Source organism: Streptosporangium sp. H16 (assembly GCF_051918855.1).
GTDB lineage: Bacteria > Actinomycetota > Actinomycetes > Streptosporangiales > Streptosporangiaceae > Streptosporangium.
On the sequence record NZ_JBPXMD010000017.1, the window covers coordinates 124,598 to 151,489 of the forward strand.

28 protein-coding genes, 5 tRNA genes and 1 riboswitch are annotated in these 26,892 nt (G+C 71.1%); of the genes, 13 read left to right on the top strand and 20 right to left on the bottom strand.

Annotated features, from left to right (window positions below; translation table 11 throughout):
• Positions 1–29: 29 nt before the first annotated feature.
• The 4 genes from ACTOQ2_RS26665 to ACTOQ2_RS26680 all read left to right on the top strand — a co-directional run bounded on the left by ACTOQ2_RS26665 (position 30) and on the right by ACTOQ2_RS26680 (position 3,394).
• Positions 30–1,049 (top strand): SPFH domain-containing protein, encoded by a 1,020-nt coding sequence (locus ACTOQ2_RS26665; protein ID WP_440103117.1) that lies wholly within the window; start codon positions 30–32, stop codon positions 1,047–1,049.
• Positions 1,050–1,286: 237 nt separating this feature from the next.
• The gene (locus tag ACTOQ2_RS26670) at positions 1,287–1,844 is read left to right on the top strand and encodes a GNAT family N-acetyltransferase (RefSeq protein ID WP_440103118.1); all 558 of its coding nucleotides are present in this window, start codon (positions 1,287–1,289) and stop codon (positions 1,842–1,844) included.
• A gap of 260 nt (positions 1,845–2,104) precedes the next feature.
• On the top strand, positions 2,105–2,920 hold the full coding sequence (locus ACTOQ2_RS26675) for a sirohydrochlorin chelatase (RefSeq protein ID WP_440103119.1): 816 nt from the start codon (positions 2,105–2,107) through the stop codon (positions 2,918–2,920).
• Positions 2,921–2,986: 66 nt separating this feature from the next.
• Positions 2,987–3,394, top strand: a complete 408-nt coding sequence (locus ACTOQ2_RS26680) for a nitroreductase family deazaflavin-dependent oxidoreductase (RefSeq protein WP_440063518.1) — start codon at positions 2,987–2,989, stop codon at positions 3,392–3,394.
• Between the two features lie 78 nt (positions 3,395–3,472).
• On the opposite strand, the gene pgeF is transcribed toward ACTOQ2_RS26680, so the two are convergent.
• Positions 3,473–4,159 carry a peptidoglycan editing factor PgeF gene (gene pgeF / locus ACTOQ2_RS26685; RefSeq protein WP_362843411.1) on the bottom strand — a complete coding sequence of 229 codons (687 nt, stop codon included), beginning with the start codon at positions 4,157–4,159 and terminating at the stop codon, positions 3,473–3,475.
• Between the two features lie 95 nt (positions 4,160–4,254).
• On the opposite strand from pgeF, the gene ACTOQ2_RS26690 reads away from it, so the two are divergent.
• On the top strand, positions 4,255–4,620 hold the full coding sequence (locus tag ACTOQ2_RS26690) for a PH domain-containing protein (protein ID WP_440063519.1): 366 nt from the start codon (positions 4,255–4,257) through the stop codon (positions 4,618–4,620).
• 38 nt (positions 4,621–4,658) lie between these two features.
• Here the strand turns inward: ACTOQ2_RS26690 and glgA are convergent, their stop codons facing one another.
• On the bottom strand, positions 4,659–5,849 hold the full coding sequence (gene glgA / locus ACTOQ2_RS26695) for a glycogen synthase (protein WP_440103121.1): 1,191 nt from the start codon (positions 5,847–5,849) through the stop codon (positions 4,659–4,661).
• A gap of 48 nt (positions 5,850–5,897) precedes the next feature.
• Between glgA and glgC the strand changes: the two genes are divergently transcribed.
• The gene (gene glgC / locus ACTOQ2_RS26700) at positions 5,898–7,124 is read left to right on the top strand and encodes a glucose-1-phosphate adenylyltransferase (RefSeq protein ID WP_350966885.1); all 1,227 of its coding nucleotides are present in this window, start codon (positions 5,898–5,900) and stop codon (positions 7,122–7,124) included.
• Between the two features lie 273 nt (positions 7,125–7,397).
• Positions 7,398–8,483, top strand: a complete 1,086-nt coding sequence (locus tag ACTOQ2_RS26705; protein WP_440103123.1) for a DUF5685 family protein — start codon at positions 7,398–7,400, stop codon at positions 8,481–8,483.
• A gap of 30 nt (positions 8,484–8,513) precedes the next feature.
• On the opposite strand, the gene ACTOQ2_RS26710 is transcribed toward ACTOQ2_RS26705, so the two are convergent.
• The 6 genes from ACTOQ2_RS26710 to ACTOQ2_RS26735 form a co-directional block, all read right to left on the bottom strand.
• Complete coding sequence (locus tag ACTOQ2_RS26710; RefSeq protein ID WP_440103125.1) at positions 8,514–9,662, bottom strand: mechanosensitive ion channel family protein; 1,149 nt, start codon at positions 9,660–9,662, stop codon at positions 8,514–8,516.
• Positions 9,663–9,723: 61 nt separating this feature from the next.
• Complete coding sequence (locus ACTOQ2_RS26715) at positions 9,724–10,719, bottom strand: ribonucleotide-diphosphate reductase subunit beta (RefSeq protein WP_440082478.1); 996 nt, start codon at positions 10,717–10,719, stop codon at positions 9,724–9,726.
• 56 nt (positions 10,720–10,775) lie between these two features.
• Positions 10,776–12,986 (bottom strand): ribonucleoside-diphosphate reductase subunit alpha, encoded by a 2,211-nt coding sequence (locus ACTOQ2_RS26720; RefSeq protein WP_440103126.1) that lies wholly within the window; start codon positions 12,984–12,986, stop codon positions 10,776–10,778.
• A gap of 116 nt (positions 12,987–13,102) precedes the next feature.
• Positions 13,103–13,303, bottom strand: a riboswitch (cobalamin riboswitch).
• Between the two features lie 4 nt (positions 13,304–13,307).
• Complete coding sequence (locus tag ACTOQ2_RS26725; protein WP_440103128.1) at positions 13,308–14,327, bottom strand: tripartite tricarboxylate transporter substrate-binding protein; 1,020 nt, start codon at positions 14,325–14,327, stop codon at positions 13,308–13,310.
• Between the two features lie 245 nt (positions 14,328–14,572).
• Positions 14,573–16,393: a glutamine--fructose-6-phosphate transaminase (isomerizing) gene (gene glmS, locus ACTOQ2_RS26730; protein WP_362683654.1), complete on the bottom strand. Its 1,821-nt coding sequence runs from the start codon at positions 16,391–16,393 to the stop codon at positions 14,573–14,575.
• A gap of 44 nt (positions 16,394–16,437) precedes the next feature.
• Complete coding sequence (locus ACTOQ2_RS26735; RefSeq protein ID WP_440103130.1) at positions 16,438–16,713, bottom strand: hypothetical protein; 276 nt, start codon at positions 16,711–16,713, stop codon at positions 16,438–16,440.
• 153 nt (positions 16,714–16,866) lie between these two features.
• Between ACTOQ2_RS26735 and ACTOQ2_RS26740 the strand changes: the two genes are divergently transcribed.
• The 5 genes from ACTOQ2_RS26740 to ACTOQ2_RS26760 all read left to right on the top strand — a co-directional run bounded on the left by ACTOQ2_RS26740 (position 16,867) and on the right by ACTOQ2_RS26760 (position 19,647).
• Positions 16,867–19,158 carry an N-acetylmuramoyl-L-alanine amidase gene (locus ACTOQ2_RS26740; protein ID WP_440103132.1) on the top strand — a complete coding sequence of 764 codons (2,292 nt, stop codon included), beginning with the start codon at positions 16,867–16,869 and terminating at the stop codon, positions 19,156–19,158.
• 87 nt (positions 19,159–19,245) lie between these two features.
• Positions 19,246–19,317: transfer RNA gene (locus ACTOQ2_RS26745), tRNA-Gly, on the top strand.
• Positions 19,318–19,342: 25 nt separating this feature from the next.
• A tRNA-Cys gene (locus ACTOQ2_RS26750) sits at positions 19,343–19,413 on the top strand.
• A 74-nt stretch (positions 19,414–19,487) separates the two neighbouring features.
• Positions 19,488–19,559 (top strand) — tRNA-Gly (locus tag ACTOQ2_RS26755).
• A 13-nt stretch (positions 19,560–19,572) separates the two neighbouring features.
• Positions 19,573–19,647 (top strand) — tRNA-Val (locus ACTOQ2_RS26760).
• A gap of 35 nt (positions 19,648–19,682) precedes the next feature.
• Here the strand turns inward: ACTOQ2_RS26760 and ACTOQ2_RS26765 are convergent.
• The 12 genes from ACTOQ2_RS26765 to ACTOQ2_RS26820 form a co-directional block, all read right to left on the bottom strand.
• Positions 19,683–20,216 (bottom strand): hypothetical protein, encoded by a 534-nt coding sequence (locus tag ACTOQ2_RS26765; protein WP_440103134.1) that lies wholly within the window; start codon positions 20,214–20,216, stop codon positions 19,683–19,685.
• The gene (locus ACTOQ2_RS26770) at positions 20,213–20,704 is read right to left on the bottom strand and encodes a MauE/DoxX family redox-associated membrane protein (protein ID WP_440103136.1); all 492 of its coding nucleotides are present in this window, start codon (positions 20,702–20,704) and stop codon (positions 20,213–20,215) included. The genes ACTOQ2_RS26765 and ACTOQ2_RS26770 overlap by 4 nt, the downstream gene beginning before the upstream one ends.
• A gap of 3 nt (positions 20,705–20,707) precedes the next feature.
• Positions 20,708–21,220, bottom strand: coding sequence for a hypothetical protein (locus ACTOQ2_RS26775; protein ID WP_440103138.1), 513 nt, complete (start codon positions 21,218–21,220; stop codon positions 20,708–20,710).
• Between the two features lie 48 nt (positions 21,221–21,268).
• Positions 21,269–21,421 (bottom strand): hypothetical protein, encoded by a 153-nt coding sequence (locus ACTOQ2_RS26780; protein ID WP_440082470.1) that lies wholly within the window; start codon positions 21,419–21,421, stop codon positions 21,269–21,271.
• Positions 21,418–21,915: a hypothetical protein gene (locus tag ACTOQ2_RS26785; protein WP_440082469.1), complete on the bottom strand. Its 498-nt coding sequence runs from the start codon at positions 21,913–21,915 to the stop codon at positions 21,418–21,420. Before ACTOQ2_RS26785 ends, ACTOQ2_RS26780 begins: the two co-directional genes overlap by 4 nt.
• Before the next feature lie 5 nt (positions 21,916–21,920).
• Positions 21,921–22,448: a hypothetical protein gene (locus ACTOQ2_RS26790; RefSeq protein WP_440103139.1), complete on the bottom strand. Its 528-nt coding sequence runs from the start codon at positions 22,446–22,448 to the stop codon at positions 21,921–21,923.
• Complete coding sequence (locus ACTOQ2_RS26795; RefSeq protein WP_440103141.1) at positions 22,433–23,104, bottom strand: hypothetical protein; 672 nt, start codon at positions 23,102–23,104, stop codon at positions 22,433–22,435. Before ACTOQ2_RS26795 ends, ACTOQ2_RS26790 begins: the two co-directional genes overlap by 16 nt.
• A 66-nt stretch (positions 23,105–23,170) precedes the next feature.
• A complete protein-coding gene (locus ACTOQ2_RS26800) occupies positions 23,171–23,920 on the bottom strand; it encodes an AfsR/SARP family transcriptional regulator (RefSeq protein ID WP_440103143.1) in 750 nt (249 codons plus the stop codon).
• Positions 23,921–23,943: 23 nt separating this feature from the next.
• Positions 23,944–24,039, bottom strand: a tRNA-Sec gene (locus tag ACTOQ2_RS26805).
• A 13-nt stretch (positions 24,040–24,052) separates the two neighbouring features.
• The gene (locus tag ACTOQ2_RS26810) at positions 24,053–24,223 is read right to left on the bottom strand and encodes a SelB domain-containing protein (RefSeq protein ID WP_440103145.1); all 171 of its coding nucleotides are present in this window, start codon (positions 24,221–24,223) and stop codon (positions 24,053–24,055) included.
• A complete protein-coding gene (gene selA / locus ACTOQ2_RS26815; protein ID WP_440103147.1) occupies positions 24,214–25,500 on the bottom strand; it encodes an L-seryl-tRNA(Sec) selenium transferase in 1,287 nt (428 codons plus the stop codon). Before selA ends, ACTOQ2_RS26810 begins: the two co-directional genes overlap by 10 nt.
• On the bottom strand, positions 25,497–25,664 hold the full coding sequence (locus tag ACTOQ2_RS26820) for a hypothetical protein (protein WP_440103148.1): 168 nt from the start codon (positions 25,662–25,664) through the stop codon (positions 25,497–25,499). The genes selA and ACTOQ2_RS26820 overlap by 4 nt, the downstream gene beginning before the upstream one ends.
• A gap of 76 nt (positions 25,665–25,740) precedes the next feature.
• Here ACTOQ2_RS26820 and ACTOQ2_RS26825 point away from each other — a divergent pair, with 76 nt between their 5' ends.
• Positions 25,741–26,766, top strand: coding sequence for a LacI family DNA-binding transcriptional regulator (locus ACTOQ2_RS26825; protein WP_440103149.1), 1,026 nt, complete (start codon positions 25,741–25,743; stop codon positions 26,764–26,766).
• The last annotated feature ends 126 nt before the right edge of the window (positions 26,767–26,892 follow it).

Genomic DNA, 26,892 nt, shown 5'->3' on the forward strand with positions numbered 1-26,892 from the left:
CTCCGGTGCCCGCCCAAAGGAGGATCGGCATGCCCATCGGAAAAAGCGTCGCCGCCGTGGTGTTCGCGGTCATCGCGGTGATCGTCCTGATCAGCGTCGGAGGTGGCTTCGCACGCACCGAACCGGGCCAGGTGGCCGTCGTCAGGGACGGCGGCCCGCTGGACGACTCCGGGATCCGGCAGGTCATCCCGCCCGACTCGGGGCTCACCTGGGTCGGCCTGTGGTCGTCGGTGCACTCCTACCCCGCCCAGCAGCGGATCTACACCATCACCACCGACGCCAAGCGGGCCAGTTCCAGCGGCGTGGACGAGGTGACCGTGCCGAGCTCCGACGGGGTGAACCTCGGCATCGAGGGCACGCTCTACTTCACGCTCAACCTCGACCAGGAGATGCTCAAGCGCTTCGACGACAGGTACGGCACCCGTACCTACCTGGGCCAGGACGGCGAGTCGCACTCCGCCTGGGACGGGGACGAGGGATGGAACGCGTTCTTCATCCAGTCCGTGCGACCGGTGATCTACAACGCCCTGCGCAGCCAGATCGGCGCCGCCGAGTGCGCCGAGCTGCTCTCCTCCTGCTCGCTGGTGCAGACGACCTCGAACAAGAAGGCCCTGCCGGCCGTCATCGACAGCAACGCCTCCATCATCCGCGCCCAGAACGGCATCAACCAGATCCTGGAGCGCGACCTGGAGCAGCTGCTCGGCGGTCGTTTCTTCACCGGCCTGCGGTTCACGCTGGTCCGGGTGACGCTGCCGTCCGAGATCCAGGCGGCGGTGAACAAGACCCAGGTCGCCCAGGCGGGGATCGCCGAGGCGAAGGCGAAGGCGTCGCAGGCCGACGTCGAGGCCGAGGCGAAGATCAGGCAGGCCGAGGCGGACGCGAAGGCGTCGGTCGCGCTGGCCAAGGGTGAGGCCGAGGCGAACAAGCAGCTCCAGGAGAGCTACCGCAAGTGCCGTGCCTGCGTCGAGATCGACAAGCTGAACGCCCTCCCCGAGGGCATCACCGTCTACGCTCCGGGCAACTCCGACATCGTCGTCCCCGCGAAGTGAGCCCGGCCCCTCGACGCGGCTTCTCCCCGGATCGCAGGCCCCCCAGGACGACCGGCTCGTCCCGGCGAGGCGAACCCGGCCCCCGCACGCGAGGCCGGGTTCGCCTGAGTCCGGGCACAGGCCTTTCCAGGCCTGGGCACGCACGAAGCCGTGCATATAAGATCACTAAAATGATGGTATGTCCGCTTACCGGAAAGATCTCTAGCCGTGGAACCTCCGAGACGTTAACGTCTGCGCATGCGCCACGTTGAGATCTCGGGCAAGCGACTCCGGCTCAGGGAGATCACCCTCGGCGACGTGGACGCCCTGCATGCCGTGTACGGCGACCCGACGGCCACCGAGCACCTGCCGTTCGACCCCCGCACCCGCGAGGAGGTCGAAGAGACGATCATCGAGGCGATCAAGGGCTCGGAGGTCGAGCCCCGGCGTCTCTACGTGCTGGCGGTGACCGACCTCGACGACGGCGAGGCCTTCGGCGTCGCCCGGCTGCACATCGAGGCCGACCACCCGCACAGCGCCGAGATCGGCCTCGGACTCCGTCCCGACCACTGGGGCCGGGGCATCGGCACCGACCTGATCCGGCTGATCCTGACGTTCGGCTTCCGCGACCTGCGCCTGCACCGCATCTGGGGCGCCCGCTCCCCCGCCAACACCGCCGCCCAGCTGGCGATGCTGGTCGCCGGGATGGTCGAGGAGGGCAGGATCAGGCACCACGTACGGGCCCGCGGGGTCTGGCGCGACTCCATCGTGCACTCGGCGCTGGAGGACGAGTGGGAGGGCCACCGTGACGTCTGACCCGAGGCGTCCCCCAGCCACGAACCAGCCACGAACCAGACGCGCACCGGCCGCGAGCCAGACGTGAACCGGCCATGAACCGGCCGTGAACTGGCCACGAGCCCGGCACGAGCCAGACCCGAACCGCCCGCGCACCGGCCGTGAACCGGCCGCGGGCGCGGGAGAACCCACCCCTGAGCCTCCCCTTTTCAGAATGTTGTGACGGGAATGCTGCCGTTTCCGGTCACAGGAAGTGTCAAATGGCCCTAGAGTCCGCGCATGTGAGCGAAAGTCCCATCCTCCCCGTACGAGGGCGCCCGGTGCGCCCCTCCGGAAGGCACCGCAGGCCGGTACCCTCCCAGCTCCCGCCCGAGGCACCAGCGCTGGTGCTGGCCGCGCTCGGCGACGCCTCCGGCACCGCCGCGGAGCTCGCGGCCCTCATACGGGGGGACAACCCACAGATCCAGGTCCGCCTGGCCGCGCTCGGTGAGGACGGCAAGGAGCTGACCTCCGAGCTGGAGGCGGCGGCCAGAGAACGGCCGCAGGACGCCACGGCCGCCGTCGTGGTGCCGCTGCTGACCGGCCCGCACCCGGTCGCGGACCGGCTGATCGCCGACGCCGTGGCCTCCAGCAAGGTCTCGGTGACGGTCACCGACCCCCTGGGGCCGCATCCGCTGCTCGCCGAGGCCCTGCACATCCGCCTGTCGGAGAGAAGCCTGGCGCGGGCCGACCGGATGCGGCTGCTCAACGTCTCCAGCCCGGTGGACGCGGTCATCCTCGCCACCGTCGGCGGCGAGAACGCGGCGGTGGAGGCTCAGCCGACGGCGGTGTTGCTGGCCTCGCGGCTGACCCTGCCCGTCCTGGTCGCCTCCCTCGACAGCGCGCCCGCCGTGGCCGACGCGGCCGGGCGGCTGCGCGGCATCGGCGCCCAGCGCATCGCCCTGTCGCCCTGCGTACTGGGCCCGGAGGCGGCCCCCGGGCTCGCGGACGCGGCGGCCGAGGAGATCGGTGCCGAGTGCGCCGGCGTCCTCGGGGCGCACGATCTGATCGCGGACCTGGCCGCCCGCGCCTACGGAAGCGTCCTGTCGGCGGACTGAGCGACCCGATGTGATCTGTCCCCTCTGACGGGTAATGACCCGGGTAGTTGTCAGAGGGGATAGATCATGCTGTTCGGAAAAGAGCACGTCGACCGATACCGCGCGACCGACGGAGCCGAGGGACACGAGTGGCAGGGCACCACCGCCCTGCTCCTCACCACCACCGGCCGCAAGTCCGGCGAGCCGCGGACCACTCCGCTCATCTACCAGCGCCATGGCGACGACCTCCTCCTCGTGGCCTCCAAGGGAGGCGCCGACGAGCCGCCGCTGTGGTACCTCAACCTCCAGGAGAATCCCGAGGTCGAGGTGCAGGTGCTGGGTGACCGGTTCAGGGCCAGGGCCCGCACCGCCACGCCCGAGGAGAAGCCGGAGATGTGGTCGATCATGACCGCGGCCTGGCCCGCCTACGACGAGTACACCAAGAAGACCGAGCGGGAGATCCCCGTGGTCGTGCTGGAGCGGATCACGTCATGATCGGCGCCATGCCGGCCGGAGGGATCCCACCATGATCGGAAACCGGCACGGCCGGGTCCGGCGAGCGGTGCGGGCCGGTCAGGGCTCCAGCCAGACGTAGCCCGCGAACCGGCCGGTCGTGCCCTCCCTGCGGTGGGAGAACAGGTCGGCGCTCTCGATGGTGCAGCGGGTGTCGTGGGTGATCTCCCCGACGCCCGCCTTGCCCAGCTGCGAGGTGATCGCGGCCCGCAGGTCGAGGGCCGGGGTGTCCTGGCGGGTGATCGACCAGGCCTCGGGAAGCATCACCGCGACCTCGTCACGCATCTCGGCGGGGACCTCGTAGCAGGTGCCGCAGGCCATCGGCCCGATCAGGGCGGTCATCCTCGCCGGGTCCGCGCCGCGCCCGGCCATCTCCTCGACCAGGGCCGTGACCACGCCGGACATGGTGCCGACCCGCCCCGAGTGCGCGGCACCGACCAGTCCGGCCTCCGGCTCAGCCAGCAGGACCGGCGCGCAGTCGGCGCAGAGCGCCGCCAGGCCGAGACCGGGCACGTCGGTGCAGACCCCGTCCAGCGGCGGCGGGTCGTCGCCGAACGGCTCCCTGACGTATCGGACGTCGGCGCTGTGGACCTGCCGCATGAACACGACCCGCTCCAGGCCGAACTCCGCGGCCGTCCTGGCCCTGTTCGCCGCGACCGCGTCCGGCTCGTCGCCGCACATGCCCCCGAGGTTGCGGCTGCCGTACGGATCGGCGCTGACACCACCGTGACGATCGGTGATCCTCATCTGAAAGTTCACGGGCCGACCTTACCCGCCCAGGAACCCGGTCCCCCGGACGTTCGTTTCACAAGGACACAGACCTCCTGGAGATTGCGAGCGTCATGGCACAGGTTGTGTACGACCGCAAGGAGCAGTACCAGCAGATCGAGAGCGGCCTGATGCCCGGCGAGCAGATCATCGCCGTCTACGACGCCATCGGCACGGGCACCGGCTTCCTGGGGCTCACCGACAGGCGCGTGATCGTGCAGGACAAGTCGTTCGTCGGGAAAAGGATCGCCATCACGAGCATCCCCTACAACAAGGTCTCGGCGGTGAGCGTGGTGAGCAACAAGTCGATCGCGGGCTCGTTCTTCTCCTCGGGCGCCATCGCCATCCACGTGGGCACCCACACGTACGAGGTGGAGTTCCGGGGCGACAACAAGGCGCACCACGTGCACAACGTGATCCTGCACTTCATCACCGCCTAGGAACTCCCTCTCGGAGAGATCCGCGGGAGCGGGAACCGTCAGGAGACCGGCGCCTCCCCGGCGGCGACCCGCCGGTAGAGCTCCATCGTCCGCTCGGCGATGCGCTCCCAGGAGAAGTGCTCCACCGCGCGGACCCGCCCGGCCTCGCCCATCCGGGTCGCGAGGGCGGGGTCGGCCAGCAGCCGGTTGACCCGCTCGGCGAGGTCGGCGGCGAAGGCGTCGGGGTCGTGCGGGGTGCCGTCGGCGGCCTGGTCGATCGGGACCAGCAGGCCGGTCGAGCCGTCGGCCACGACCTCGGGGATGCCGCCGGTGGCGGTGGCCACGACGGCGGTCTCGCAGGCCATGGCCTCCAGGTTCACGATGCCCATCGGCTCGTAGACGGAGGGGCAGACGAACACGGTCGCGTGGGTGAGGATCTGGATCACCTCGGGACGGGGAAGCATCTCCGAGATCCAGACGACGCCCTCGCGGTCGAGCCCGCGCACCAGCGCGGTCACCTCGGCGGCGATCTCGGGCGTGTCGGGCGCGCCCGCGCAGAGCACCAGCTGGGCGTCGGGGTGGAAGTCGCGCGCCGCGTGCAGCAGGTGGACCAGGCCCTTCTGCCGGGTGATGCGCCCCACGAAGACGACGTACGGCCTGCTCGGGTCGATGCCGTGCCGCTCCAGCACGCCGGTGTCCCGGTCGGGGGCGTACTCGCCGGTGTCGATCCCGTTGTGGATCACCGTGACCCTCTCCGGCGAGATCTCCGGATAGCTCGCCAGCACGTCGCGGCGCATCCCCTCGGAGACCGCGATGATCGCGTCGGCGGTGGCCAGCGCGCCGCGCTCGGCCCACGATGACAGCGTGTAACCGCCACCCAGCTGCTCCGCCTTCCACGGCCGCAGCGGCTCCAGGCTGTGGGTGGTCACCACGTGGGGCGTCCCGTACAGCATCTTGGCGACGTGGCCGGCGAAATTGGCGTACCAGGTGTGGCTGTGGACCAGATCGGCGCCCTCGCACCCGGCGGCCATCTCCAGATCGACGCCGAGCACCTGGAGCGCGGCGTTGGCCGTCTCCAGGCCGCCGGGCACCCGGTAGGCCGCGACGCCCTCCTCCGGTCGTGACGCTCCGAAGCAGCGGACCCGGGTGTCGGCGAGCCTGCGCAGCTCCCGGGCGAGGTATTCGACGTGAACTCCCGCCCCTCCGTACACGTCGGGGGGATATTCACGGGTCAGCAGATCCACTCGCATACGATCAGCCTAGTGTTTCATCCCTGTTCATCAGGTTAGGGTCCATCTATGAGAGTCCTCGCGATCGTGCTCGCCGGTGGAGAAGGTAAGAGGCTCATGCCTCTGACAGCTGATCGAGCAAAGCCCGCGGTGCCTTTCGGGGGGATATACCGTCTCGTCGACTTCGTACTGTCCAATCTCGCCAACGGTCACTACCTCCAGATCGTCGTGCTGACGCAGTACAAGAACCACAGTCTCGACCGGCACATCTCCCGGACATGGCGCCTGTCGGCGATGCTCGGCAACTACGTCACGCCGGTTCCCGCCCAGCAGCGCCTCGGACCGCACTGGTTCTCCGGCTCCGCCGACGCGCTGTTCCAGAACCTGAACCTCATCTACGACGAGATGCCCGACCACGTCATCGTGTTCGGCGCCGACCACATCTACCGGATGGATCCCCGGCAGATGGTCGAGCAGCACATAGAGTCCGGGGCCGAGGTGACGGTGGCCGCGATCCGGCAGCCGCTCTCGCTCGCCGACCAGTTCGGGGTCATCGAGGCCGACCCGGCCGGGCGTCGGATCGTCGCCTTCCGCGAGAAGCCGAAGGACGCGGTGGGCCTGCCTGACGCTCCCGACCAGGTGTACGCGTCGATGGGCAACTACGTCTTCAAGACCCAGTCGATGATCGACGCGCTCAGGGAGGACGCGCTCGACCCGACGAGCAAGCACGACCTGGGCGGCAACATCATCCCGATGATGGTGAAGTCGGGCAGCGCGGAGGTCTACGACTTCGCCGACAACATCGTGCCCGGCTCCACCGAGCGCGACCGGGGCTACTGGAGGGACGTCGGGACGCTCGACGCCTACTACGAGGCCCACATGGACCTCATCTCGGCGCACCCGGTCTTCAACCTCTACAACAGCCGGTGGCCCATCTACACCGGTCACGACCCGCTTCCCCCGGCCAAGTTCGTGCACAACGACGGCGACCGGGTGGGCAGGGCGATCGACTCCCTGGTCTCCGCGGGCGCGATCGTCTCCGGCGGGCTGGCGGAGCGCTCGATCCTCTCCCCCGGCGTGGTGCTGCACTCCCACTCCCAGGTCGAGGACTCGGTCCTGATGGGCAACGTGAAGGTGGGCCGCGGCGCCATCGTCCGCAAGGCCATCATCGACAAGAACGTGATCATCCCGGACGGTGCCAGGATCGGCTTCGACCTGGAGTACGACCGCAGCCGCTTCGCGGTGACCAGCGGCGGCATCGTCGTCATCGGCAAGAACGAGATCGTCGAACGCTGACAAGGGGACCTGTCCCCGCCGGTTCTCCGGCCCCGCCGTCACGGCGGGGCCGGAGACCACCGCGGCCACCGGCTCGTTGTCCCTGGCTCTCGCCGAACAGGGCCATCGAGGACGAGAGATACGCCGTTGTCGCGTTCGCGTGACCGTCCGGACGTACCTGCCCCTCTCCGCGCGACTTCTTGATCTGTACGGGATAGATTCTCCCGATACGTTGACGCCTTCCTGGGGAGCCCCAAGGATCTCCCGGACAGACCCCCAAGTACGAGAGATCACATGTTCGGCATCATTCGTCCCTGCGGCGAGCACTCCTGCCCGACGCTGCACCGGGCCTGGATGGCACACCTGTGCGGGCTGTGCCTGACCCTCAGGGACGGGCAGGGGCACGCGGCCCGGCTGGCCACCAACTACGACGGACTGATCATCTCGGTGCTGGCCGAGGCGCAGGGCCCGGCGGGCTCCCCGCACCGGACCGCGGGCCCCTGCGCGCTGCGCGGGTTCCGGCCGGCGGACGTGGTGGACGCGCGGGCCGCGGGCGTACGGCTGGCCGCCACGGTGTCGCTGGTCCTCGCGGCGGGCAAGCTGCGCGACCACGTGGCCGACGGCGACTCCGCGCCGGGCACCGGCACGGCGCGCAGGGTGCTGGCGGCCCGCTGGGAGGCGGCCGGGGCCCGGATGGGGGCCGGGATCGGGTTCGACACCGCCTCGCTGGCCTCGACGGCCGAACGCCAGATCGAGCTGGAGAGCGGCTCGGGAGTGACGCTGCTGGAGCTGACCGCTCCCACCGAGGAGGCCGTCGCCGCCGCGTTCGCCTACACCGCGACGCTCGCGGGCACCCCGGGCAACGCGGCGGCGCTGGCCGAGGCGGGCCGGTTCTTCGGCCGGATCGCCCACCTGCTGGACGCCGTGGAGGACCGGGCGGACGACGCCGCCCGGGGGGCGTTCAACCCGCTGACCGCCACCGGCACCTCCGTACGGGAGGCACGGCGGCTGTGCGACGACGCCGCGCACGGCCTGGAGCTGGCGTTGCTGGAGCTGGAGCTGGCCGACCGGCACCTGGTGGACGTGCTGCTGGGCACCGAGGTGCGGCGGGCGGTGGACCGGACGTTCCGCCACGCCTCCGAGTCGGGGCACTCCTACGAGCGGCCCGGAGTCGTCCGCAAGTCCGCCGCCGGGGTGGGGACCCTGCTGACCTGCGGACTCTGGCGGCCCCGGTGGAGCTCCCGCAGGCGGAACGCCTGGGACGACCGCTGCTACCTGACACGCTGCGACGGCTGCGGCTGTGACGGGTGTGACGGCTGCTGCGACTGCTGCAAGTGCTGCACCAAGTGCGACGGGTGCTGCTGCGACTGCGGCGCCTGAGATCCCTGGGGCGCGGGCGGGCCCGTCGCCTCAGACCGGATCCCGCCGGTCGCCGTCCCGATCGCGAGAACCGTCCTCACGGGAGTCTCCCCCCAGGCCCCGTGACATCAGGCCCGCGCCCATCAGCCCGGTGAGCGTCCCGGGAACGGTCGCGGACGGGGGCGGGGTCTCGACCCGGAAGCGGGGCAGCGCCTCGGGGTACCTCTCGCGGACGAAGGTCACCATGTGCTCGCGCATGTCGCACTTGAGATCCCAGGCGCTGGCGGAGTCGGCGGCGCTCATCAGGGCGCGCAGCTCCAGCAGCCCGTTGGGAAGGGTGTCGGTGACCTGGAGGGTCCAGTCCTTCTGGTCCCAGAGCGGGTGCTCGCGCAGCGCCCGGTAGAGCTCGGCGCGCAGCTCCTCCACCGGCACCGACCAGTCGACCCGGAACATCACGTGGCCGATCACCCGGCTGCTGTGCCGGGTCCAGTTCTCGAACGGGTTGGCCGTGAAGTAGGAGACCGGCAGGACGAGCCGCCGCTCGTCCCACAGCCGCAGCACCACGTAGGTCAGGCTGAGCTCCTCGATCCGTCCCCACTCCCCCTTCACCACGACGACGTCGTCCAGCCGGAGCGCGTCGCTGAAGGCCAGCTGGAGCCCGGCGAGCATGTTGCCCAGGGTCGACTGGGCGGCGATACCGACGACGACACCGGCGATCCCGGCCGAGGCCAGCAGCCCGGCCCCGAGCGCCCGCACCTGCGGGAAGGTGAAGAGCATCGCGCCCAGCGCGACCACGATGATCACCGCCGAGGCGACCCGGCGGACCAGGGTGATCTGGGTGCGGATGCGGCGGGCCCGGCGGTTGGCCTCGCCCTCGACGGTGATCAGGCGTTCCAGGACCACGTCGGTGACCGCGTAGGCGGCCTGGATGACCAGCCAGGTGGCGCACCCGATCATCGCCAGGCTGAGACCGCGATCGATCACCTGGCCGACCGAGGCCGTCGCCATATCCGGTTCGTAGATGGTGCGGGCCGTCGCCACGGCGGCCGTGGCGAACCCCGGCCAGGTGCAGCGGCGCACGAGCGGACCGGCGAGAACCCATTTCTCACCGATCAGCCGCGAGCGCAGCACCCGTCGCACCACCTCCACCGCCACGACGGCGGCCGCCACGGAGACAATCATCATGATCCAGCCGGACACTTGAGGCGTCCTCCTCGACGTCTTCCATCCTCGTCGTGCTCTTACCTGGATCACCAGCTAATCAGAAGGATTCATCGAATGTGACATTCCCCTCGACGGCTATCTGGTAGGCCGAAACCCGCCGTTCGAAGAAGTTGGCCAGCTCCTGCACGTCCTGCAACTCCATGAACGCGAACGGGTTGGCCGTGCCGTACCTGGCGGGCATCCTCAGCCTGACCAGGCGCTGGTCGGCCACGTACTCCAGGTACCGGCGCATCTGGTCCACGCTCATCCCGAGCAGGCCGTCGCCGCACAGGTCGGCCGCGAAGGCCAGCTCGGCGGCCACCGCCTCCTCGATCATCTGGGTGACCTGCTCGGCGAGCTTGTCGTCGAACAGGTCCGGCTCCTCGGCCCGTACGGTCTCCACGACGCCGAAGGCGAACTCCATGTGCATGGACTCGTCGCGGAACACCCAGTTCGTCCCGGTGGCCAGGCCGCTGAGCAGGCCCCTGGAGCGGAACCAGTAGACGTAGGCGAAGGCCCCGTAGAAGAACAGCCCCTCGATGCACGCCGCGAAGCAGATCAGGTTGAGCAGGAACGCCCGCCGGTCCTCCCGCGTCTCCAGCCGGGTCAGCCCGCCGAGCGAGTCGATCCAGCGGAAGCAGAACTCCGCCTTGTCCCGGATCGAGGGGATGTGCTCGACCGCGGCGAAGGCCTTGACCCGCTCGTCCGGATCGGGCAGGTAGGTGTCCAGCAGGGTCAGGTAGAACTGGACGTGCACCGCCTCCTCGAACAGCTGCCTGCTGAGATACAGGCGCGCCTCGGGGGCGTTGAGGTGCTGGTAGAGGTTGAGGACGAGGTTGTTGGCCACGATCGAGTCGCCGGTGGCGAAGAACGCCACGAGGCGGTTGATCAGGTGGCGCTCCTCGGGCGTCATCCTCGCCAGGTCGGCCAGGTCGGAGGTGAGGTCCACCTCCTCGACGGTCCAGGTGTTGCGGATCGCGGCCCGGTAGCGCTCGTAGAACTCGGGGTAGCGCATCGGCCGCAGGGTGAGATCCATGCCGGGGTCGAGCAACATCGGGTGAATGCCTTTCTGGGAGCTTTCTGGAGACTCTTTTCGAGGAGCCGGGACGGCTACTGGCAGGCGTCGCAGTACTCGGGGTTCTCCAGGGAGCAGGCGATCGCCTCGGGGTCGGGGACGGCCCGCGCGACCGGCGCCGCCACGGTGGCCTGCGCGATCCGGGTGGCCGGGCGCGAGCGCAGGTAGTAGGTGGTCTTGAGGCCCGACTTCCACGCGTAGGCGTACATCGAGGAGAGCTTGCCGATGGTCGGCGTGGCCATGAAGAGGTTCAGCGACTGCGACTGGTCGATGTACGGGGTGCGCGCGGCGGCCAGGTCGATCAGCGCCTTCTGCGGCAGCTCCCAGGCCGTACGGTAGAGCGCCTTCAGGTCGGCGGGGATCTCCGGGATGTCCTGGACGGAGCCGTCGGCGCGCTTGATCGCGTCGCGGATCAGCGGGGTCCACAGGCCGCGGGCCTGGAGGTCGCGGACGAGATAGCGGTTGACCTGGAGGAACTCCCCCGAGAGGGTCTCGCGCTTGAAGACGTTGGAGACCTGCGGCTCGATGCACTCGTAGCAGCCCGCGATGGAGGCGATCGTGGCCGTCGGCGCGATCGCGATCATCAGCGAGTTGCGCAGGCCGGTCCCGGCGATCCGCTCCCTGAGCTCGGCCCACTCCGCGGACCCCGCCGCCCCGTAGTGGTCGGGGTGCAGCACCCCGGCGGCGGCCCTGGTCTCCTCGTACGACGGGTGGCGGCCCCGCTCCACGGCCAGGTCGGAGGAGGTCCGGTAGGCGGCGAGCGCGATCTCCTCGGAGATCCTGGTGGACAGCTCCAGGGCGCGCGGCGAGTCGAAGGGCAGCCGCAGCGTGAACAGCACATCGGCCAGGCCCATCACGCCGAGCCCGATCGGGCGCCACTTCCGGTTGGCCGCCTCCGCCTCGGGGGTCGGGTAGAAGCCCAGGTCGATGGTGCGGTCGAGGAACCGCACGGCGGTACCGACGGTCGCGCGCAGCCGCGCCCAGTCGACGGCCTCCCCGGCGTCCGCCGACAGGTGGGCGGCGAGGTTGATCGAGCCGAGGTTGCAGACGGCGGTCTCCGCGTCGCCGGTGACCTCGAGGATCTCGGTGCAGAGGTTCGACAGGTGGATGACGTTCTGGGGCCTGGCCGTCTGGTTGGAGGTCCGGTTGGCCGCGTCCTTGAAGGTCATCCAGCCGTTGCCGGTCTGGGCGAGCGTGCGCATCATCCGCCCGTACAGGGTGCGGGCGGGGATCTGCCGGGTGAAGCGGCCCTCGGCCTCGGCGGCCCGGTAGGCGTCGTCGAACGCGGCGCCGTACAGATCGGTGAGGTGCGGGACCTCCTTGGGGTCGAACAGCGACCAGACGCCGTCGGCCTCGACCCGGCGCATGAACTCGTCGGGGATCCAGTTGGCCAGGTTCAGGTTGTGCGTGCGGCGGGCCTCCTCGCCGGTGTTGTCGCGCAGTTCCAGGAACTCCTCGACGTCGGCGTGCCAGGGCTCCAGGTAGACGCAGGCCGCGCCCTTGCGCCGGCCGCCCTGGTTGACCGCGGCCACGCTGGAGTCGAGCGTGCGCAGCCAGGGCACGATGCCGTTGGAGTGGCCGTTGGTGCCGCGGATCAGCGAGCCCCGCGAGCGGACCCTGGTCCAGGCGATCCCGATGCCCCCCGCGTACTTCGACAGCCGCGCGACCTGCCCGTAGCGCTCGTAGATGGACTCCAGCTCGTCGCGGGGCGAGTCGAGCAGGAAGCACGAGGAGAGCTGGGGCCTGCGGGAGCCGGAGTTGAACAGCGTGGGCGAGCTGGGCAGGTAGGACAAGGTGGCCATGAGCGCGTACAGCTCGGCGGCCTCCTCGACGGTCTCGGACAGGCCGCAGGCCACCCGGAGGAAGAAGTGCTGCGGGCGCTCCAGGACCTTGCGGGTCCTCGGGTGACGCAGCAGGTAGCGGTCGTAGACGGTGCGCAGCCCGAAGTACTCGAACCTGGCGTCGGCCTCCGGGTCGGCCAGCGCGTCCAGGACCCCGGCGTGGGCGGCCACGAACTCCGCGAGCCTGTCCTGGATCAGCCCCGCCTCGTGGGTCGCGGCGATGGACTCGGAGAAGTCGCGGACGCCGTGCTCGGCGGCCTCGTCGGCGATCAGCTCGGCCAGCATCGCGGCGGCGACCCTGGAGTTCTCGGGATCGGTGATCACCCGGGCGGCCGCCTCGTCGATCGCCAGCCTGCGGTCGTCCGCCGCGGTCCCCGCCGCGGTCCCCGCCAATGCCTGTGTCACGTAGTGCCCCTCGCTCGATCGGACTTCCCCGTACGGCTCCGCCGGATGGGCACGCGTCCGCGAGCGATCCCGGGCACGCCGGATCGCCTCGTTCCGCGGACCCTCCCACGAGGCCCTGGACGTTCACGTCACCGGCAGGTCTTCGGACTCACGGGCGCATCGCACACACCTACCGGCCGTCGCTTCCCAGGCATGGTTCACCCAGTGCTCGATAACGGCTTTCGTTCCCGTTCACCGCTGCGGGGCAGTCCCGGAATCTCACCGGGTTCCCTCTTGCCTCGCCCCTCGCGGGGCGAACCAGCAACGAGCAGGATCCTACATCTAGGGGCGCCGGACGCAACTGCCCCAACAGGTTGTGTCGGAGGACTTCAACAGTCCGAGCTCGTGGAGCACGCCGCGAGTGCGGCCCGTCTCGGTGGAAAGCCACTGGCGGAACTCGTCGCCGCTGAGGTAGACCCGGCTCCATCCGTGGGACGCGCACAGGGCACGCCAGCGCGGCGCGGCGTCGATCCTGTCACACAGGGCGATAGCGGCGCCCCGGTCCCCCTGGCTCATGCCCTTGGGGCCCAGCAGGCCGCACCAGTCGCTGTACTCCAGGCGGACGTCGACCTCCATGAGCGTCGGCGCGTCGATCCCGTCGATCCGGCCGCCGGAGGAGACCACCAGGGGCCGCAGGCGGCCCGCGGCGATCTCGGGCCGCAGGGCGCGCGCCGATCCCAGCAGGGCCGCCACCCGGCCGACGTGGAGCGCCTCGGCGGCGTCCTCGGGGGCGAGGTATCCGGCGTACTCCAGCAGCCGGGCGTCCACCCCCAGGCACTTGCCGATCATGCCGTAGAGCACGTGGTCGGAGCCGCCCTCCGACCGGCCGCCGACCGTCAGCCCCGCCGGGTCGTGCCGCAGCCGCGCGACGAAGTCCTCGAAGGTGCGCAGGCGGGAGCCGGAGGGGACCACCAGGACCGCCCAGTCGCCGACCAGGCGGGCGATGGGGGTGGCGGCGTTCACCACGGCCGCGGTGTTGGCGATCTCCGCGGCGGCCACCATCGGCATCGCGGTGACGAGCAGCCTGCCCTCGCGCGCGAAGGGTCCGCGGAAGGCGCCGAACGCGTCGCGCGGGGCGGAGCCCAGCGCCCCCGCCCGCTCGACGGCCATGGCGGTGCGCGCCAGTCCCGACTGGACAAGGACGGTCGCCAGCCTGCCCGCGATCCTGTCCCAGCCGTGGCCGTCGGCGGTCGGCTCGAGAAGGAACAGGCGCTTCACCTCCGGATCGGCGCCGCCGTCCGCGCCGCACCCCGCGGCCACCACGGCCCCCGCCGCCAGTGCGAAAAACCCCCTACGGCGCATAAGCGCCCCTTCCCCCAAGAACCCCCTATACCATAGGTTACTTTCCCCTCACTTTCTGTGATGAAGTGGGGTATGCCGGAACTTCCAGTGATCCGCATTCGGGCACGGATCACCGGAAAAACACTGGAAATCCGGATATCGGAGACGACCGTCTCGCGGGGGTTCGGGAAAGCGCGCCCCCGTCCCCGGCCGGCCGGGGACGGGGGCGCGAAAGCAGGGGGCGAGGGGCAGAGAGGTAGAGGGTCTCACTCCACCGTGACGCTCTTGGCCAGGTTCCTGGGCTTGTCGACGTCCCTGCCCAGCGCCACGGCGGCGTGGTAGGCGAAGAGCTGGAGCGGGATCGACAGCAGGATCGGGTCCAGCTCGGTCTCGTTCTTGGGCACCACGACGCAGTCGTCGGCCAGCTTGGGGTCGGCCGTGCGGTGGCCCACCATGAGCACCCGGCCGCCCCGGGCGCGGATCTCGCCCAGCGTGGTGAGGTTCTTGTCCAGCAGCTCGTCGTCGGGGACGATCGCCACCGTCGGCATGTCCGGGCCGATCAGCGCCAGCGGCCCGTGCTTGAGCTCGCTCGCCGGGTACGCCTCGGCGTGCACGTACGAGATCTCCTTGAGCTTCTGCGCGCCCTCGCGGGCCACCGGGTAACCCCTGACCCGGCCCACGAACATCATGCTCGGCGACTCGGCGTACTTGCCCGCCAGCTCCTTGATCTGCGGCTCCAGCGCCAGGATCTCTTTGATCTGGTCCGGCAGCCTCCGCAGGCCGTCGCAGATCCTGCGGCCGTCGGCGGGAGACAGGTCACGCACCCGGCCCAGGTGCAGCGCGAGCAGCGCGAAGGCCACGGCGGTCGAGGTGAACGCCTTGGTGCTCGCCACCGAGACCTCCGGACCCGCGTGCAGGTAGACGCCGCCGTCGCACTCGCGGGCGATCGCGCTGCCCACGGTGTTGACGATGCCGAGCACCCTGCCGCCCTTGCGCTTGAGCTCCTGCACGGCGGCGAGGGTGTCGTAGGTCTCCCCCGACTGGCTGATCGCCACGTACAGGGTGTCGGCCTCCACCACCGGGCTGCGGTAGCGGAACTCGCTGGCCGGCTCCGCGTCGGCCGGGATGCGCGCCAGCTCCTCGATGAGCTGCGCGCCGATCTGGCCCGAGTAGTACGCGGAACCGCAGCCGATGATCTTCACCCGGCGGAACGAGCGGGTCTCCCGCGCGTCCATGTTGAGACCGCCCAGGTGGGCGATGTGGAAGCGGTCGTCCAGCCGCCCGCGCAGCGTCCTGGCCACTGTGTCGGGCTGCTCGGAGATCTCCTTGAGCAGGTAGTGCTCGTAGCCGCCGGTGTCGTAGTGCCCGGCCTCCCAGTCGACGGTCAGCGTCTCCTTGGCCGTCTCCCGCGCGTCGCTGGCGAAGGTGTTGAACCCGTCGGCCCGCAGCACGGCGATCTCGCCGTCCTCCAGGTGCACCACCTGGCGGGTGTAGCGGACCAGCGCGGCGACGTCGGACGCGGCGAACATCTCCTTCTCCCCGATGCCCAGCACGATGGGGCTGCCGTTGCGCGCCACGACCACCTCGCCGGGACGCTCGGAGTCGATCACCGCGATCCCGTACGTGCCGACGACCCGCTTGAGCGCGGTCCGCACGGCCTCCTCCAGCGAGTCGGCCTCCTTGACCGTGCGGGCGATCAGGTGCGACAGCACCTCGGTGTCGGTCTCCGACAGGAAGATCGCCCCGTCGGCCTCCAGCTTGGCGCGCAGCTCGTCGGCGTTCTCGATGATGCCGTTGTGCACGACGCCGATGCGCTCGTCGGTGGACAGGTGTGGGTGGGCGTTGACGTCGCTGGGCGCGCCGTGGGTGGCCCAGCGGGTGTGGCCGATGCCCAGGCCGCCCTTGAACCGCGCGGGCACGACCGCGGCCAGGTCGGCCACCCGGCCCTTGACCTTGCGCATCTTGAGGCCCTTGTTGGACACCACCACCCCGGCCGAGTCGTAGCCTCGGTACTCAAGACGCTGCAGGCCCTCCAGCAGGATGGGTGCCGCGTCCTTGGGCCCTACGTAGGCCACGATTCCGCACATGTATCCGCTCCTTTGTCCATAAACGATCGGGGTGCCGCCGTCCGCTACCCGTAGACGATCCGGCGAAGCTGTCGCAGGGAGAGTTCGGGTGCCGCGACACGGCGTACCGCCAGCTCGGCGGCGACCTTGGGGAAGATCTTGTCGTTGACCAGCCCCCTGGCCTTGAGCTCCGCGTGGCGCCGCCGGACGAACTCGTCGACGGGCTCGGAGAAGTAGGCCAGCACGTCCGCGACGACCCGCGCCGCCTCGCCCGGACCGAGCGCGCTCGTCCGGGTCAGGTGGGTGATCAGATCCTCGTGCGGATTCCGTGCCGTGGACACAGAGCAGGACCATACGCATCCGGGAGAGAACACACCAAGTTTCCTGCCCGATTTCGGGCAGAGAATCTCTTCAACATCTCAACCCCGCCGCAATGCGCGACAGTCGGTAATCTCTGATAACTCTAGGTAGTTACCAGAGGGGGAGGAACCGCTATGCGCCGCCTGCCGGGGACCACCGTCGTCGCCGCTCTCACCGTCCTGGCCTCGGTCGCCCTGGCCTCGGTCGTCCCGGCGCAGGCGGCACGCCCCGGGGACCGGCCCACCCGGCTCCAGACCCACCCGGCCCCCGCCGGGACCACGACGCCGGCCGCCAGGGCGACGGGAGCGGTGGCACGGTCCGGCAGGCAGGCCGCCTTCACCGAGGCGGCACGGAGATACGGGGTGCCGGAGAGCGTGCTGCTCGCGGTCTCCTACCTGGAGTCCCGCTGGGAGGGCCACGACGGGCTGCCCAGCGTCTCCGCCGGGTACGGCCCGATGCACCTGATCGACGGCCGGGCCGAACCCGGGCACCCCCACGGCGCCGGGGAGGACCCGCGCGGCGACGAGACCCGGCCGCGCGTGATCGCCCTTCCCCCCATGGCGGCGGACCCGCCGGAGGACACCCTGCGGCGGGCCTCGGAGCTCACCGGCCTGTCCCCCGACCGGCTGCGCGAGGACGCCTCCGCCAACATCATGGGCGGTGCCGCGCTGCTCGCCGACTACCGGCGCCGCACCGGCGGCGAGGGCTCCGGCGACGATCCGGCGAGCTGGTACGACGCCGTGGCCCGCTACCCCGGCGCCCCGCAAAGGGGCGCGGCGGCCGAGGAGGCGGCGCTGTCCTTCGCCGACGAGGTCTACGCGACGATCCGGGCCGGTGCCGCGCGGGTGACCGGCGACGGCGAGCGGGTGACCCTCCCCGCCACGCCGGCCCTGTCCGCACCCCCCGCCCCGCCCGCCCCCGCGGCGCAGCGCCGCGCCCCCGCGCCCACCCTGGCACCCGCCACCGTGCGCGCCGTACGCGCCGCGAGGCCCGCCGCGAAACCCGCCACCAAACCCACCGCGAAGCCCGCGAAACCTACCGCGAAGCCCGCGACGCCCGCCACCAAGCCCACCGCGGTGCCCGCCACAGTGCCCGCCACAGTGCCCGCCACAGTGCCCGCCACAGGGTCCGCCAAAGTGCCCGCCGCAGGGTCCGCCCCCACCCCCACCCCGGCGCCCGCCCCCACTCCCGCCACGAAGATCGCCATGATGCTCGCCCAGCGGCCCGCCCCCGCTCCCGCGCCGGGACCCGACTGCCCGAAGAGCGTCTCCTGCGAGTGGCTCCCGGCCGCCTACAAGCGGCTCCCCGGCGGCGGGTACGGCAACCACGACCGCTCCGCCGGCCCCCGGAGGATCGACTACATCGTGATCCACGACGGGGAGACGAGCTACGACGCGATGACCCGCCTGGTCAAGAACCCCGCCTACTTGAGCTGGCACTTCACCATCCGCTCCGCCGACGGCCACATCGCCCAGCACCTGCGGGCCAGGGACATCGGCTGGCACGCGGGAAACTGGTACGTCAACTCCCGCTCCATCGGCCTGGAGCACGAGGGCTACCTGGCCAGGGGCGGCGCCTGGTTCACCGAGGCGATGTACCGGGCGTCGGCCAGGCTGGTCCGCCACCTCGCCGCCAAGTACGACGTCCCCCTCGACCGGGCGCACATCCTGGGGCACGACAATGTGCCGGGCACCACCCCGGAGACCGTGGGCGGCATGCACGACGACCCCGGCCCCTACTGGGACTGGGCCCACTACTTCGAGCTGCTCGGCAGGCCGCTGCGTGCCTCGGGCGGCGACGACGCGCGCTCGGTGCTGATCAGGCCCGACTACGACACCAACAGCCCGGGATTCACCGGCTGCGCCGGGGGGTGCCGCGGCCTGGGCGCCGCCTCGGTCTGGCTGCGCACGCGCCCCTCCGCCACCGCGCCACTGGTCAGGGACATCGGCAAGCACCCCACCGGCGGCTCCACGTACAGCGTCTACGACCACGCCGCCCGCGCCTCCACCGGCCAGCGGTACGCGCTCGCCGAGCGCAGGGGCGACTGGACCGCGATCTGGTACCTCGGCCAGAAGGCCTGGTTCCACGATCCGGCCGGAGCTCCCACCTCCGTACGCGCGTCCGGCCCCCTGGTGACGCCCCGGCCGGGCCGCTCCCCGGTCAGGGTGTACGGCAGGGCCTACCCGAAGGCGCCCGCCTACCCGGGGGGCGTTCCCGTACAGACCCTGACCCCGCTGCAGTACTCGATACCCGCCGGGCAGGCGTACAGCTCCGACGCGACGGCGCGGGCCTCCTACCTCAGGGCGGCCGCCTTCGACCCGTCCGAGCACCATGTCGTCACAGGCAGGATCCGCTACCGGCAGATCCAGTTCGGGCACCGGATCATGTTCGTCCGGGCCTCCGACGTCCAGCCGGTCACCAGGTGAGGATCTCGGCAGCCCGCCTGGTTGCGCACATCCGCCCTGCGGAGGCGCTAGAGTTTTCACGTGCCCCGGAACGTTTCCGGGGGTCACGCGGAAGTGGCTCAGTGGTAGAGCATCACCTTGCCAAGGTGAGGGTCGCGGGTTCGAATCCCGTCTTCCGCTCCGGCGGGTCCTCAGGGGCCCGGCCGGTGGAGTGGCCGAGAGGCGAGGCAACGGCCTGCAAAGCCGTCTACACGGGTTCAAATCCCGTCTCCACCTCAACGCACGACCATCGGACCCCCAGGGATCCGGTAAAGTAGTGCGAGCGCGGAGGGGAAACCCGAAGCGGATACGCGGAAGTGGCTCAGTGGTAGAGCATCACCTTGCCAAGGTGAGGGTCGCGGGTTCGAATCCCGTCTTCCGCTCTGGTTCGCCCGAGGACGATTAGCTCAGCGGGAGAGCGCTTCCCTGACACGGAAGAGGTCACAGGTTCAATCCCTGTATCGTCCACCATATCTTCGTAGTTCAGATGGGGCTTCAAAGCTTCATCATCCCGCTTTCGCGGCCTGGTCGCGCGCGGCGTCGGCGATCGCCCCGAGGTCGTCCATGGCGCTGGGACCGTTGACGACGACCAGGTGGTCGTCCGTGAAGTTGGCGATCTCCGTCGTGTCGCCGCGCCGCACCACGTTGGTCGGGCCGGGACGCCCCTCGACCTTTCCCACGGAGCCGCATTCGGCGTAGAAGCGCTTGAAGGCCTGGACGGTCTCGATCCCGGAGACGACGAGCTCCGAGACCGACACCCCGTCCGCCGAGGCGAACACCCGGAACCGCACCCGGGCCTCCCCCGGGGCGATGACCCGCTTCCCGCACGGCACCAGCGCCCTGTCGAGGTCGGCCCAGCGCACCTCGCCGGTCCTCTCGGCCGTCCACGGGCCACCGGGCAGTTGCGAGGCGTCGAGCAGCACCTGCGCCGTCGGCTTGGCGGTGACGGGCCCCCCTCCCGCGGTGACGGGCCCCCCTTCCGCGGCGCAGGCGGACAACCCGGTCACGGCGACGGCGACGATCAGCGTCCATCGGGTCATCTGATCCTCCTTCGAGGGGACACGGACGACACCGACGCCGCGACGACCACCAGCAGGGTCACGAACCCGGCGACGGCCAGGTGCGTGAGGCGGACGACCACGTCTTCCGGAAGGGAGACCGTGCCCGCCGCCATCATGGCACTCGCGGCGGCCCACAGACCACCGATGACGATCTTCAACGGGGACACGGGGCTCACCCCGTCCAGGCAGCCGCACGGCACCCGGCCCCGCGCCCGCAACAGGACCGCGAGATACCCGGCCAAGGCGGTGTGCCACACCGCCGCGGCCCCCCAGACGTGGCGGCCGGGATCGCCCACGACCCAGGCGGCGATCACCGCGGCGCCGACCACCGGCTCGGCCAGGCCGGCGGCGCGGATCATCCAGGCGGGCAGCAGGCCGTGCCCGCGCGTGACGTCGTCCTCTCGTACGAAGCCCGCCATCACGAGGAGCAGCGCGCCGGCCAGCGCGACGTCGGCGAGCAGGATCATCCTTCACCGGCCCAGGAGGAGAACCAGCAGCACGAGCAGGAAGCCGGCCGCGCACCATCGGCCCACCCGGGCCGACCGCCCCAGCAGGTGACGGTCCCACCTCTGGGGGTCGCCGCTCAGCGACCGGGTGAGCGGCATCAGCACCCGGCCCAGGCCGAACCCGAGCCCGGCCAGCACCCCGGGGAGGATGCCTCCGACGAGCACGACTGTGAGGACCAGGGCGTGCGGGAGCGCGGTCGGAGTGAAGGTGCGCACCCCGGTGCCCATCTCGAAGCCGAACTGGAACGGGCCCTCGAACCGGGCGCGCGGAATGATCTCCTGTGGCACGAGCCTGCGGTTCTGGATCAGCTGGAGCGGCCGTCCGGCGAGTTCGAACACCAGCAGCACCGCAACCACCGGGACCAGTACCCAGGTCCGCCCGGCTTCGGGCACCACCGACACGAGGCCTCCGAAGGCCCCCACGACCGTCCCCGACACCAGCCCGCCCAGCACGAGCCCGGACGAGAACGCCGTCATCTGTCCCCGCCAGACCGACGAGGTGAGCAGATCCGCCGAGTTGAGGCTTCAAACCGAGCCGGACAGCGAGAACCCGGCGACGATCCCCATCAACGTCCAGGCGATGAGGTCCAGCCGGCCCGGCCATACCGCGCCGGCCACGGCCATCGCGGCGGCCACGGCGAACAGGAGCCCCGCGGTGCGGGTGGCGGCCATGGTCACGGGTTCGCCTTGGAGCAGATGTAGAACGTGCTGCCCGCGCCGTACACCACGAAGCGGCCGTCGGCGCAGCGGTAGGGGGTGCCGCTGTGCGTCCAGCGCCAGGCGTTCTTCTTCGTGACCCCGCTCGCGCCGCAGTTGACGATCGGCGTGTAGTACGAGTAGGCGTTGCCGTCGGTGCGGAACCAGCCGTCGCTGCCGCAGTAGCTGCTGGAGTACGCCGCGCCCACGCACACCCGCTGGGTGGTGCCGTCCCGGTAACCGTCGAAACTGGCGTAGCCGGAGTTGGAGCAGCCGGACCACTCAGAACCGACGGTCGCGGAGGCGCTCCTGATACGCGCGGGCGGCAGGGCGCCCACCACGTTCAGCGCCAGCGCGCCGCCGAGGACACCGACCGACTTGACCATCGTGCGCCGGGACACCCTCTGCCGTACCGAGGGGCGCGCCTCGGTCTCCTCCTCCGCCGTCGGCACGTCGGCCCAGTAGTCGCCGGTCATGTCACTCACCTCACGTTCGACGATTCGGGCTGATTCACCCCGAGGAGCCGGTCCAGGTCCGGGTCGGACCCGACCGCGCGGCGCCACTCCTCGGCGCCGTCCGGGGCGTACTTGACGAGAGAGGGGGTCGCGCCGACCGCGACCGACCCCAGCAGTTCGGCGTCGGCGACGGCGCTGACGTGCGGGGCCCGCTCGACCCACGCCGCGCAGGCCTCGGTCGCGCTCAGCTGGATCAGGTGGCCGTCGATCGCACCGGGCGGGATCGCGGCCAGGTGGCCCACGCGATCCCGGCAACTCAGGCAGTGCTCGGACACCACGAGCACGAAGGTCGGCCGCCCGTCGGCGGAGGCGAACCGGGCGAGGCGCCGGACCGCGGCCGGGCCGGGGGCGGGGGTGGCGAGCACCGCCTGCTGCAGCTCGCGCACGGTCCTCAGCAGGGCGGAGATGGCGAACAGCGCGACCACCATGCCGAGGAAGGCGAACACGGCCAGCGAGTTGACGACGTTCTGCACGGCCGTCAGACCAGCCCGCACGTGAGGGAGTCGGCCACGGCCGCGAACCGGGGGTCGTCGGCCTCCCGCGCCGTGAGGATCGCGGTCGTCGTCGCGTTGACCAGGATCGCCGAACGGAGCACCCGCCCGTCGGCGGCCCTCTCGTCGCGTTTCCACAGCGCGCCGCCGCGCACCCGCTTGCCAGAGCCACCCGGGGTGGGCAGCGACCCGGCCGGGTTCACCTGGATAGAGCAGACGCCCTCCAGGCTGTTGACGGCCAGCAGGTCGCCGAGGCGTACGCGCGCGCCGGGCCTCGGCGCCAGGACGACCCCCTCCGGGGCGTCGTGGACGTCGAAGAGGGAGAGGTAGCCGATGAACACCTCGAAGGGCACGTTCGCCCCCGGGACGAACGTGTAGACCTCGTGGTGCGGCCCGATCCACAGCATCGTCGTGCCGCCGTTCTCCAGGTCCTCGTGGGAGACCAGCCGGGCCCCGTTCCAGGAGACCTCGCGGACGGTGAACCGCTCGTACTCACCGAGGTGGCGGGCGATCAGCTCGCGCGAGCCGGCCGCGCCGGTATGGAAACGCAGGGCGCCGTTGTCGCTCTGCGCCCAGATCATGTAGCTCCAGCCCATGGTGAACGGCTGAGGACTGCCGTCGACGGTGAGGGTCCGACCATCGGGTGTTCGCGCTAACATCGCCACCGCCCCAGAGTGAGCGATCCGTCTCCACGGGCGCCACACGGCGGCCACACGACCGCCACATCACAGGTCGCCGTCCTCCATGAGGATGCGGTCGTGCAGGATCGTCAACGTGTGCGAGGGCCCGACACCGATGCGCTCGACCAGGGCCGCCCGGCAGTCGTGGTAGGCGAGCAGCGCGTCGGCCCTCCGCCCGCTCTTGTGCAGGGCCAGCATGAGCTGCGCTCGCAGGTCCTCCCGCAGCGGGGCCCAGGCGACCGCGATCCGGAGCTGGTCGATGGCCTCCTCGTACGCCCCCAGCCGGACGCACGCGCCCGCGAAGTCGCTTACCGCGGCCATCCGGCGTTCGTTGAGCTGGGTGGCGGCGTTCCGCAGCACTTGGGAGCTGTCGGCGAGGTCCTGGAGAGCGGCGCCGCGCCAGAGGCCGAGCGCGTCCCTGAGCAGGCGGGCCGCCGAGGTGTCGTCGCGCGCGCTCAGGGCGGCGGCCGCGGCCGACCGCGTCGACTCGAAGTCGGAAAGGTCGAGCCGGTCGGCGACGTCGGTCACCCGGTACCCGCCGGGCACGGTCTGGATCGAGACCCCCGAGCAGGCCAGGCACTTGCGCAGATCCGCGACGTACGTCTGCAGGTTCCTTCGCGCCGACGGCGGGGCGTCCTCCCCCCAGAGGGCGGCGACGCAGCGGTCGGTCGAGACCGCATGCGGCGAGTCGAGCAGCAGGAGGGCGAGGAGCTGGCGATGTTTGATCCGGGTCACGGCGAGATGGCCGCCGTCCGGTCGATGGATCTCGAAGTGCCCGAGCAGGAGAAATCTCATGAAGCTCCAGCCGACTCTGGGAGTGGCGGAGACGGACGGGAATCGAACCCGCCGCGCCGAGATCCTCGGCGCCACCGGTTTTGAAGACCGGGAGGGCCACCAGGCACCTGCACGTCCCCGATGGTAACGCTATCAAATAAATGTTCTGGAACCAGTGTTGTCCTGGCGTCTGGTGGTGCCCAGCCGGTCGAGATGTTCGGGCAGCGGGATGACGACCCGGCGGCTGGTGTTCGGCGCGATTCGCGCCTCGGCCGCGGTGAAGGGCCGGGGCAACCTGGCGAGCGCGGTGGCGATCACGAGCACGCGGCCACCACCGCGCGGAAGAGGTCCCCGTCGCGTTCCGGCGCGACCGCCCGCAGGTCGAGCAGGCAGCGCCCGCCCTCCACCCGGCCGGCCACCGCCGGGTTCCCCGTCCGCAGGGTTCCGGCCAGGGCGGCGGCCACGGCCACCGCCGCGCTGGGCAGCACGACGCCGGGTGCTCCCCCGCCCCCGACGGCCGCCTCGGTGTCCACGGCCTCGGCCCCCACGCCCGCTTCTGCCAGCCGTGCCGCGAGGACCTCGGCACGGCGGCGCAGTACGGCCGGGTCCGCGCGCAGGGCGTCACGGGCCGGGTTGGCCGCGTGGGTGAGCGTGGCCTCCACGGCCGCCAGGGTCAGCTTGTCCACCCGCAACGCGCGGGCCAGCGGATGGCGGCGCAGCCGCTCCACCACATCGGCCCGCCCGAGCAGCAGCCCGCACTGCGGGCCGCCGAGCAGCTTGTCCCCGCTGGCCGTGACCAGGTCCGCGCCCGCGCGCAACCAGGTCGCCGCGTCGGGTTCGTCCGGCAGCAGCGGTTCCGGCTCCAGCAACCCGGAGCCGATGTCGGCGATCAACGGCACCCCCAGCCCGGCCAGATCGCCGACGGACGGTGTCGCCGCGAAGCCCTCGATCCGGTAGTTCGAGGGGTGCACCTTGAGCACGAAGCCGGTCGCGGGCCCGATCGCACCGGCGTAGTCGGCCACGGACGTGCGGTTGGTGGTGCCGACCTCGCGCAGCCGGGCGCCAGTGGACGCCAGCAGCTCGGGCAGCCGGAAACCGTCGCCGATCTCGACCAGCTCCCCCCGGCTGATCACGATCTCCCGCCCCTGGGCCAGCGCGGTCGCGGCCAGCACCAGCGCCGCGGCGTTGTTGTTGACCACGTGTGCCGCCTCCGCGTCCGGGACGGCCCGCGCGAGCGCGGCCAGCGCCGCCCGGCCGCGCCGCGCCCGGCGGCCGGTCTCGAGGTCGAACTCGACGTCGGTGTTCCCGCCCGCGGTACGGATCGCCTCCAGGGCGGCCGCCGAGAGCGGGGCCCGGCCGAGGTTGGTGTGCAGGAGCACCCCGGTGGCGTTGATCACCTCACGGGGCCCGTCACCCGGCAACGACCGCATCACCTCGTCGGGGACGTCAGACGGACTGATCTCTCCGTCCCTCGCACGTCGCTGGGCCGCGTGGACGGCCCCCTTCACTCGATCACGGCCCATGCGCGCGACGAACGGCGCGAGGCGGGGATCGTCCAGGACCGCATCGGTCCGGGGAATGTAGCGACGCGAGTCGATCACAATGAATCGGGATATCGCACTACGCCGATCCGCGCAATGATGTCGACCGTCGAATCGATTCCTCGAATCGATTCGACCCAGGGTAAACCGGCCCTGCGGCCCGTGTCACCGGGGCCGGTGAAGTCGCATGGCGAGCAGGTGTTCACCGAACCCTCGCCGGTCATCCTCACGGCTCCTCACGGTGAACCGGTTCGATCTAATATGTGGAAGCGTCGTGGTCGATCCATCTGAGGAGTGCCGGTGAACATCGGGGAGATCGCCAAGCGGTCCGGCGTGTCACGCAGCACGGTGTCGTACGCGCTGAGCGGCAAGCGGCCGGTGGCGGAAGGGACCCGGCAGCGCATCCAGGCGGTCATCGACGAGCTCGGCTACCGCCCCAACGCCGCGGCCAGGGCGCTCAAGGAGGGCAGGACGCGCACGATCGGCCTGGTCATCCCCCCGGCCAGCCGGCGTCTCACCGACGTCCAGCTGGGCTTCGTGGCCAGCGTGGTCGACGCGGCCGCACGCGCCGACCTCGACATCCTGCTCTCACCGTCCGGCGGCGAGCACGACCGCTCGTTCGAGCGCGTCGTCACCGGCAGCCGGGTCGACGGGGTCATCCTCATGGAGATCCGGCTGGAGGACGACCGGGTCACCCGCCTGCGGCAGACCGGACTGCCGTTCGTCGGCATCGGCCACACCAGCAGGCCCGACGAGATGACCTGGGTGGACATCGACTACGAGACGCTGATAGGTCGCTGTGTCCGCCATCTCGCCGACCTGGGTCATCGTCACATCGCCCTGGTCAACCGCTCGGCCGAGCTCGTCGCCGCCGGGTACGGCCCCGGCCACCGGGCACAGCTCGGCTTCACCCGCGCCATCGCCGAGCGCGGCCTGGAGGGCGTGCAGGTCTGCTGCGCCGACGACGCCCAGGCGGGGAGATCATGCGTCGAGCGGCTCCTGGCCGCGCACCCCGAGCTGACCGCCATCGCCACCGTCAACGAGGCCGCCATCCCCGGGATGTACCGCGCGCTGACCCGCGCGCGCCTGACCGTACCCGGCGATTTCTCGATCACCGGGGTCGCGGCCCGGCACTGGGCGGAGAACCTGCACCCGCCGCTCACCGCCGCCGACATCCTGGCCGACGAGCTCGGGGCGCACGCCGTCGACCTGCTGATCCAGCGCATCGCCGATCCCGGCCTCCCGCATCGCCACCTGCTCGTCGCGCCGCCGATCTCGCTGCGGGAGACGACCGGGCCGGCGCGCTCCCGAACCGGCGGCGCCTGAGCCGCGGGCACGGCCGCGACGTGCCGTCGCGGGCCGTGTGGAGGACCGATCGGTTCGGCAGCACGGCCGGTGACGTGGCGGGCGAAGGTGGTTGCACGGCGGTTCCTTCGGGGGGTGGGGGGTGGA

Coding starts and splice junctions, on each gene's coding strand:
- ACTOQ2_RS26665 (WP_440103117.1), top strand. CDS start 30: ATGCCCATCGGAAAAAGCGTCGCCGCCGTGGTGTTCGCGGTCATCGCG.
- ACTOQ2_RS26670 (WP_440103118.1), top strand. CDS start 1,287: ATGCGCCACGTTGAGATCTCGGGCAAGCGACTCCGGCTCAGGGAGATC.
- ACTOQ2_RS26680 (WP_440063518.1), top strand. CDS start 2,987: ATGCTGTTCGGAAAAGAGCACGTCGACCGATACCGCGCGACCGACGGA.
- pgeF (WP_362843411.1), bottom strand. CDS start 4,159: ATGAGGATCACCGATCGTCACGGTGGTGTCAGCGCCGATCCGTACGGC.
- ACTOQ2_RS26690 (WP_440063519.1), top strand. CDS start 4,255: ATGGCACAGGTTGTGTACGACCGCAAGGAGCAGTACCAGCAGATCGAG.
- glgA (WP_440103121.1), bottom strand. CDS start 5,849: ATGCGAGTGGATCTGCTGACCCGTGAATATCCCCCCGACGTGTACGGA.
- glgC (WP_350966885.1), top strand. CDS start 5,898: ATGAGAGTCCTCGCGATCGTGCTCGCCGGTGGAGAAGGTAAGAGGCTC.
- ACTOQ2_RS26705 (WP_440103123.1), top strand. CDS start 7,398: ATGTTCGGCATCATTCGTCCCTGCGGCGAGCACTCCTGCCCGACGCTG.
- ACTOQ2_RS26715 (WP_440082478.1), bottom strand. CDS start 10,719: ATGTTGCTCGACCCCGGCATGGATCTCACCCTGCGGCCGATGCGCTAC.
- ACTOQ2_RS26725 (WP_440103128.1), bottom strand. CDS start 14,327: ATGCGCCGTAGGGGGTTTTTCGCACTGGCGGCGGGGGCCGTGGTGGCC.
- glmS (WP_362683654.1), bottom strand. CDS start 16,393: ATGTGCGGAATCGTGGCCTACGTAGGGCCCAAGGACGCGGCACCCATC.
- ACTOQ2_RS26740 (WP_440103132.1), top strand. CDS start 16,867: ATGCGCCGCCTGCCGGGGACCACCGTCGTCGCCGCTCTCACCGTCCTG.
- ACTOQ2_RS26765 (WP_440103134.1), bottom strand. CDS start 20,216: ATGACCCGATGGACGCTGATCGTCGCCGTCGCCGTGACCGGGTTGTCC.
- ACTOQ2_RS26770 (WP_440103136.1), bottom strand. CDS start 20,704: ATGATCCTGCTCGCCGACGTCGCGCTGGCCGGCGCGCTGCTCCTCGTG.
- ACTOQ2_RS26775 (WP_440103138.1), bottom strand. CDS start 21,220: ATGACGGCGTTCTCGTCCGGGCTCGTGCTGGGCGGGCTGGTGTCGGGG.
- ACTOQ2_RS26785 (WP_440082469.1), bottom strand. CDS start 21,915: ATGACCGGCGACTACTGGGCCGACGTGCCGACGGCGGAGGAGGAGACC.
- ACTOQ2_RS26795 (WP_440103141.1), bottom strand. CDS start 23,104: ATGTTAGCGCGAACACCCGATGGTCGGACCCTCACCGTCGACGGCAGT.
- ACTOQ2_RS26800 (WP_440103143.1), bottom strand. CDS start 23,920: ATGAGATTTCTCCTGCTCGGGCACTTCGAGATCCATCGACCGGACGGC.
- ACTOQ2_RS26820 (WP_440103148.1), bottom strand. CDS start 25,664: ATGACCGGCGAGGGTTCGGTGAACACCTGCTCGCCATGCGACTTCACC.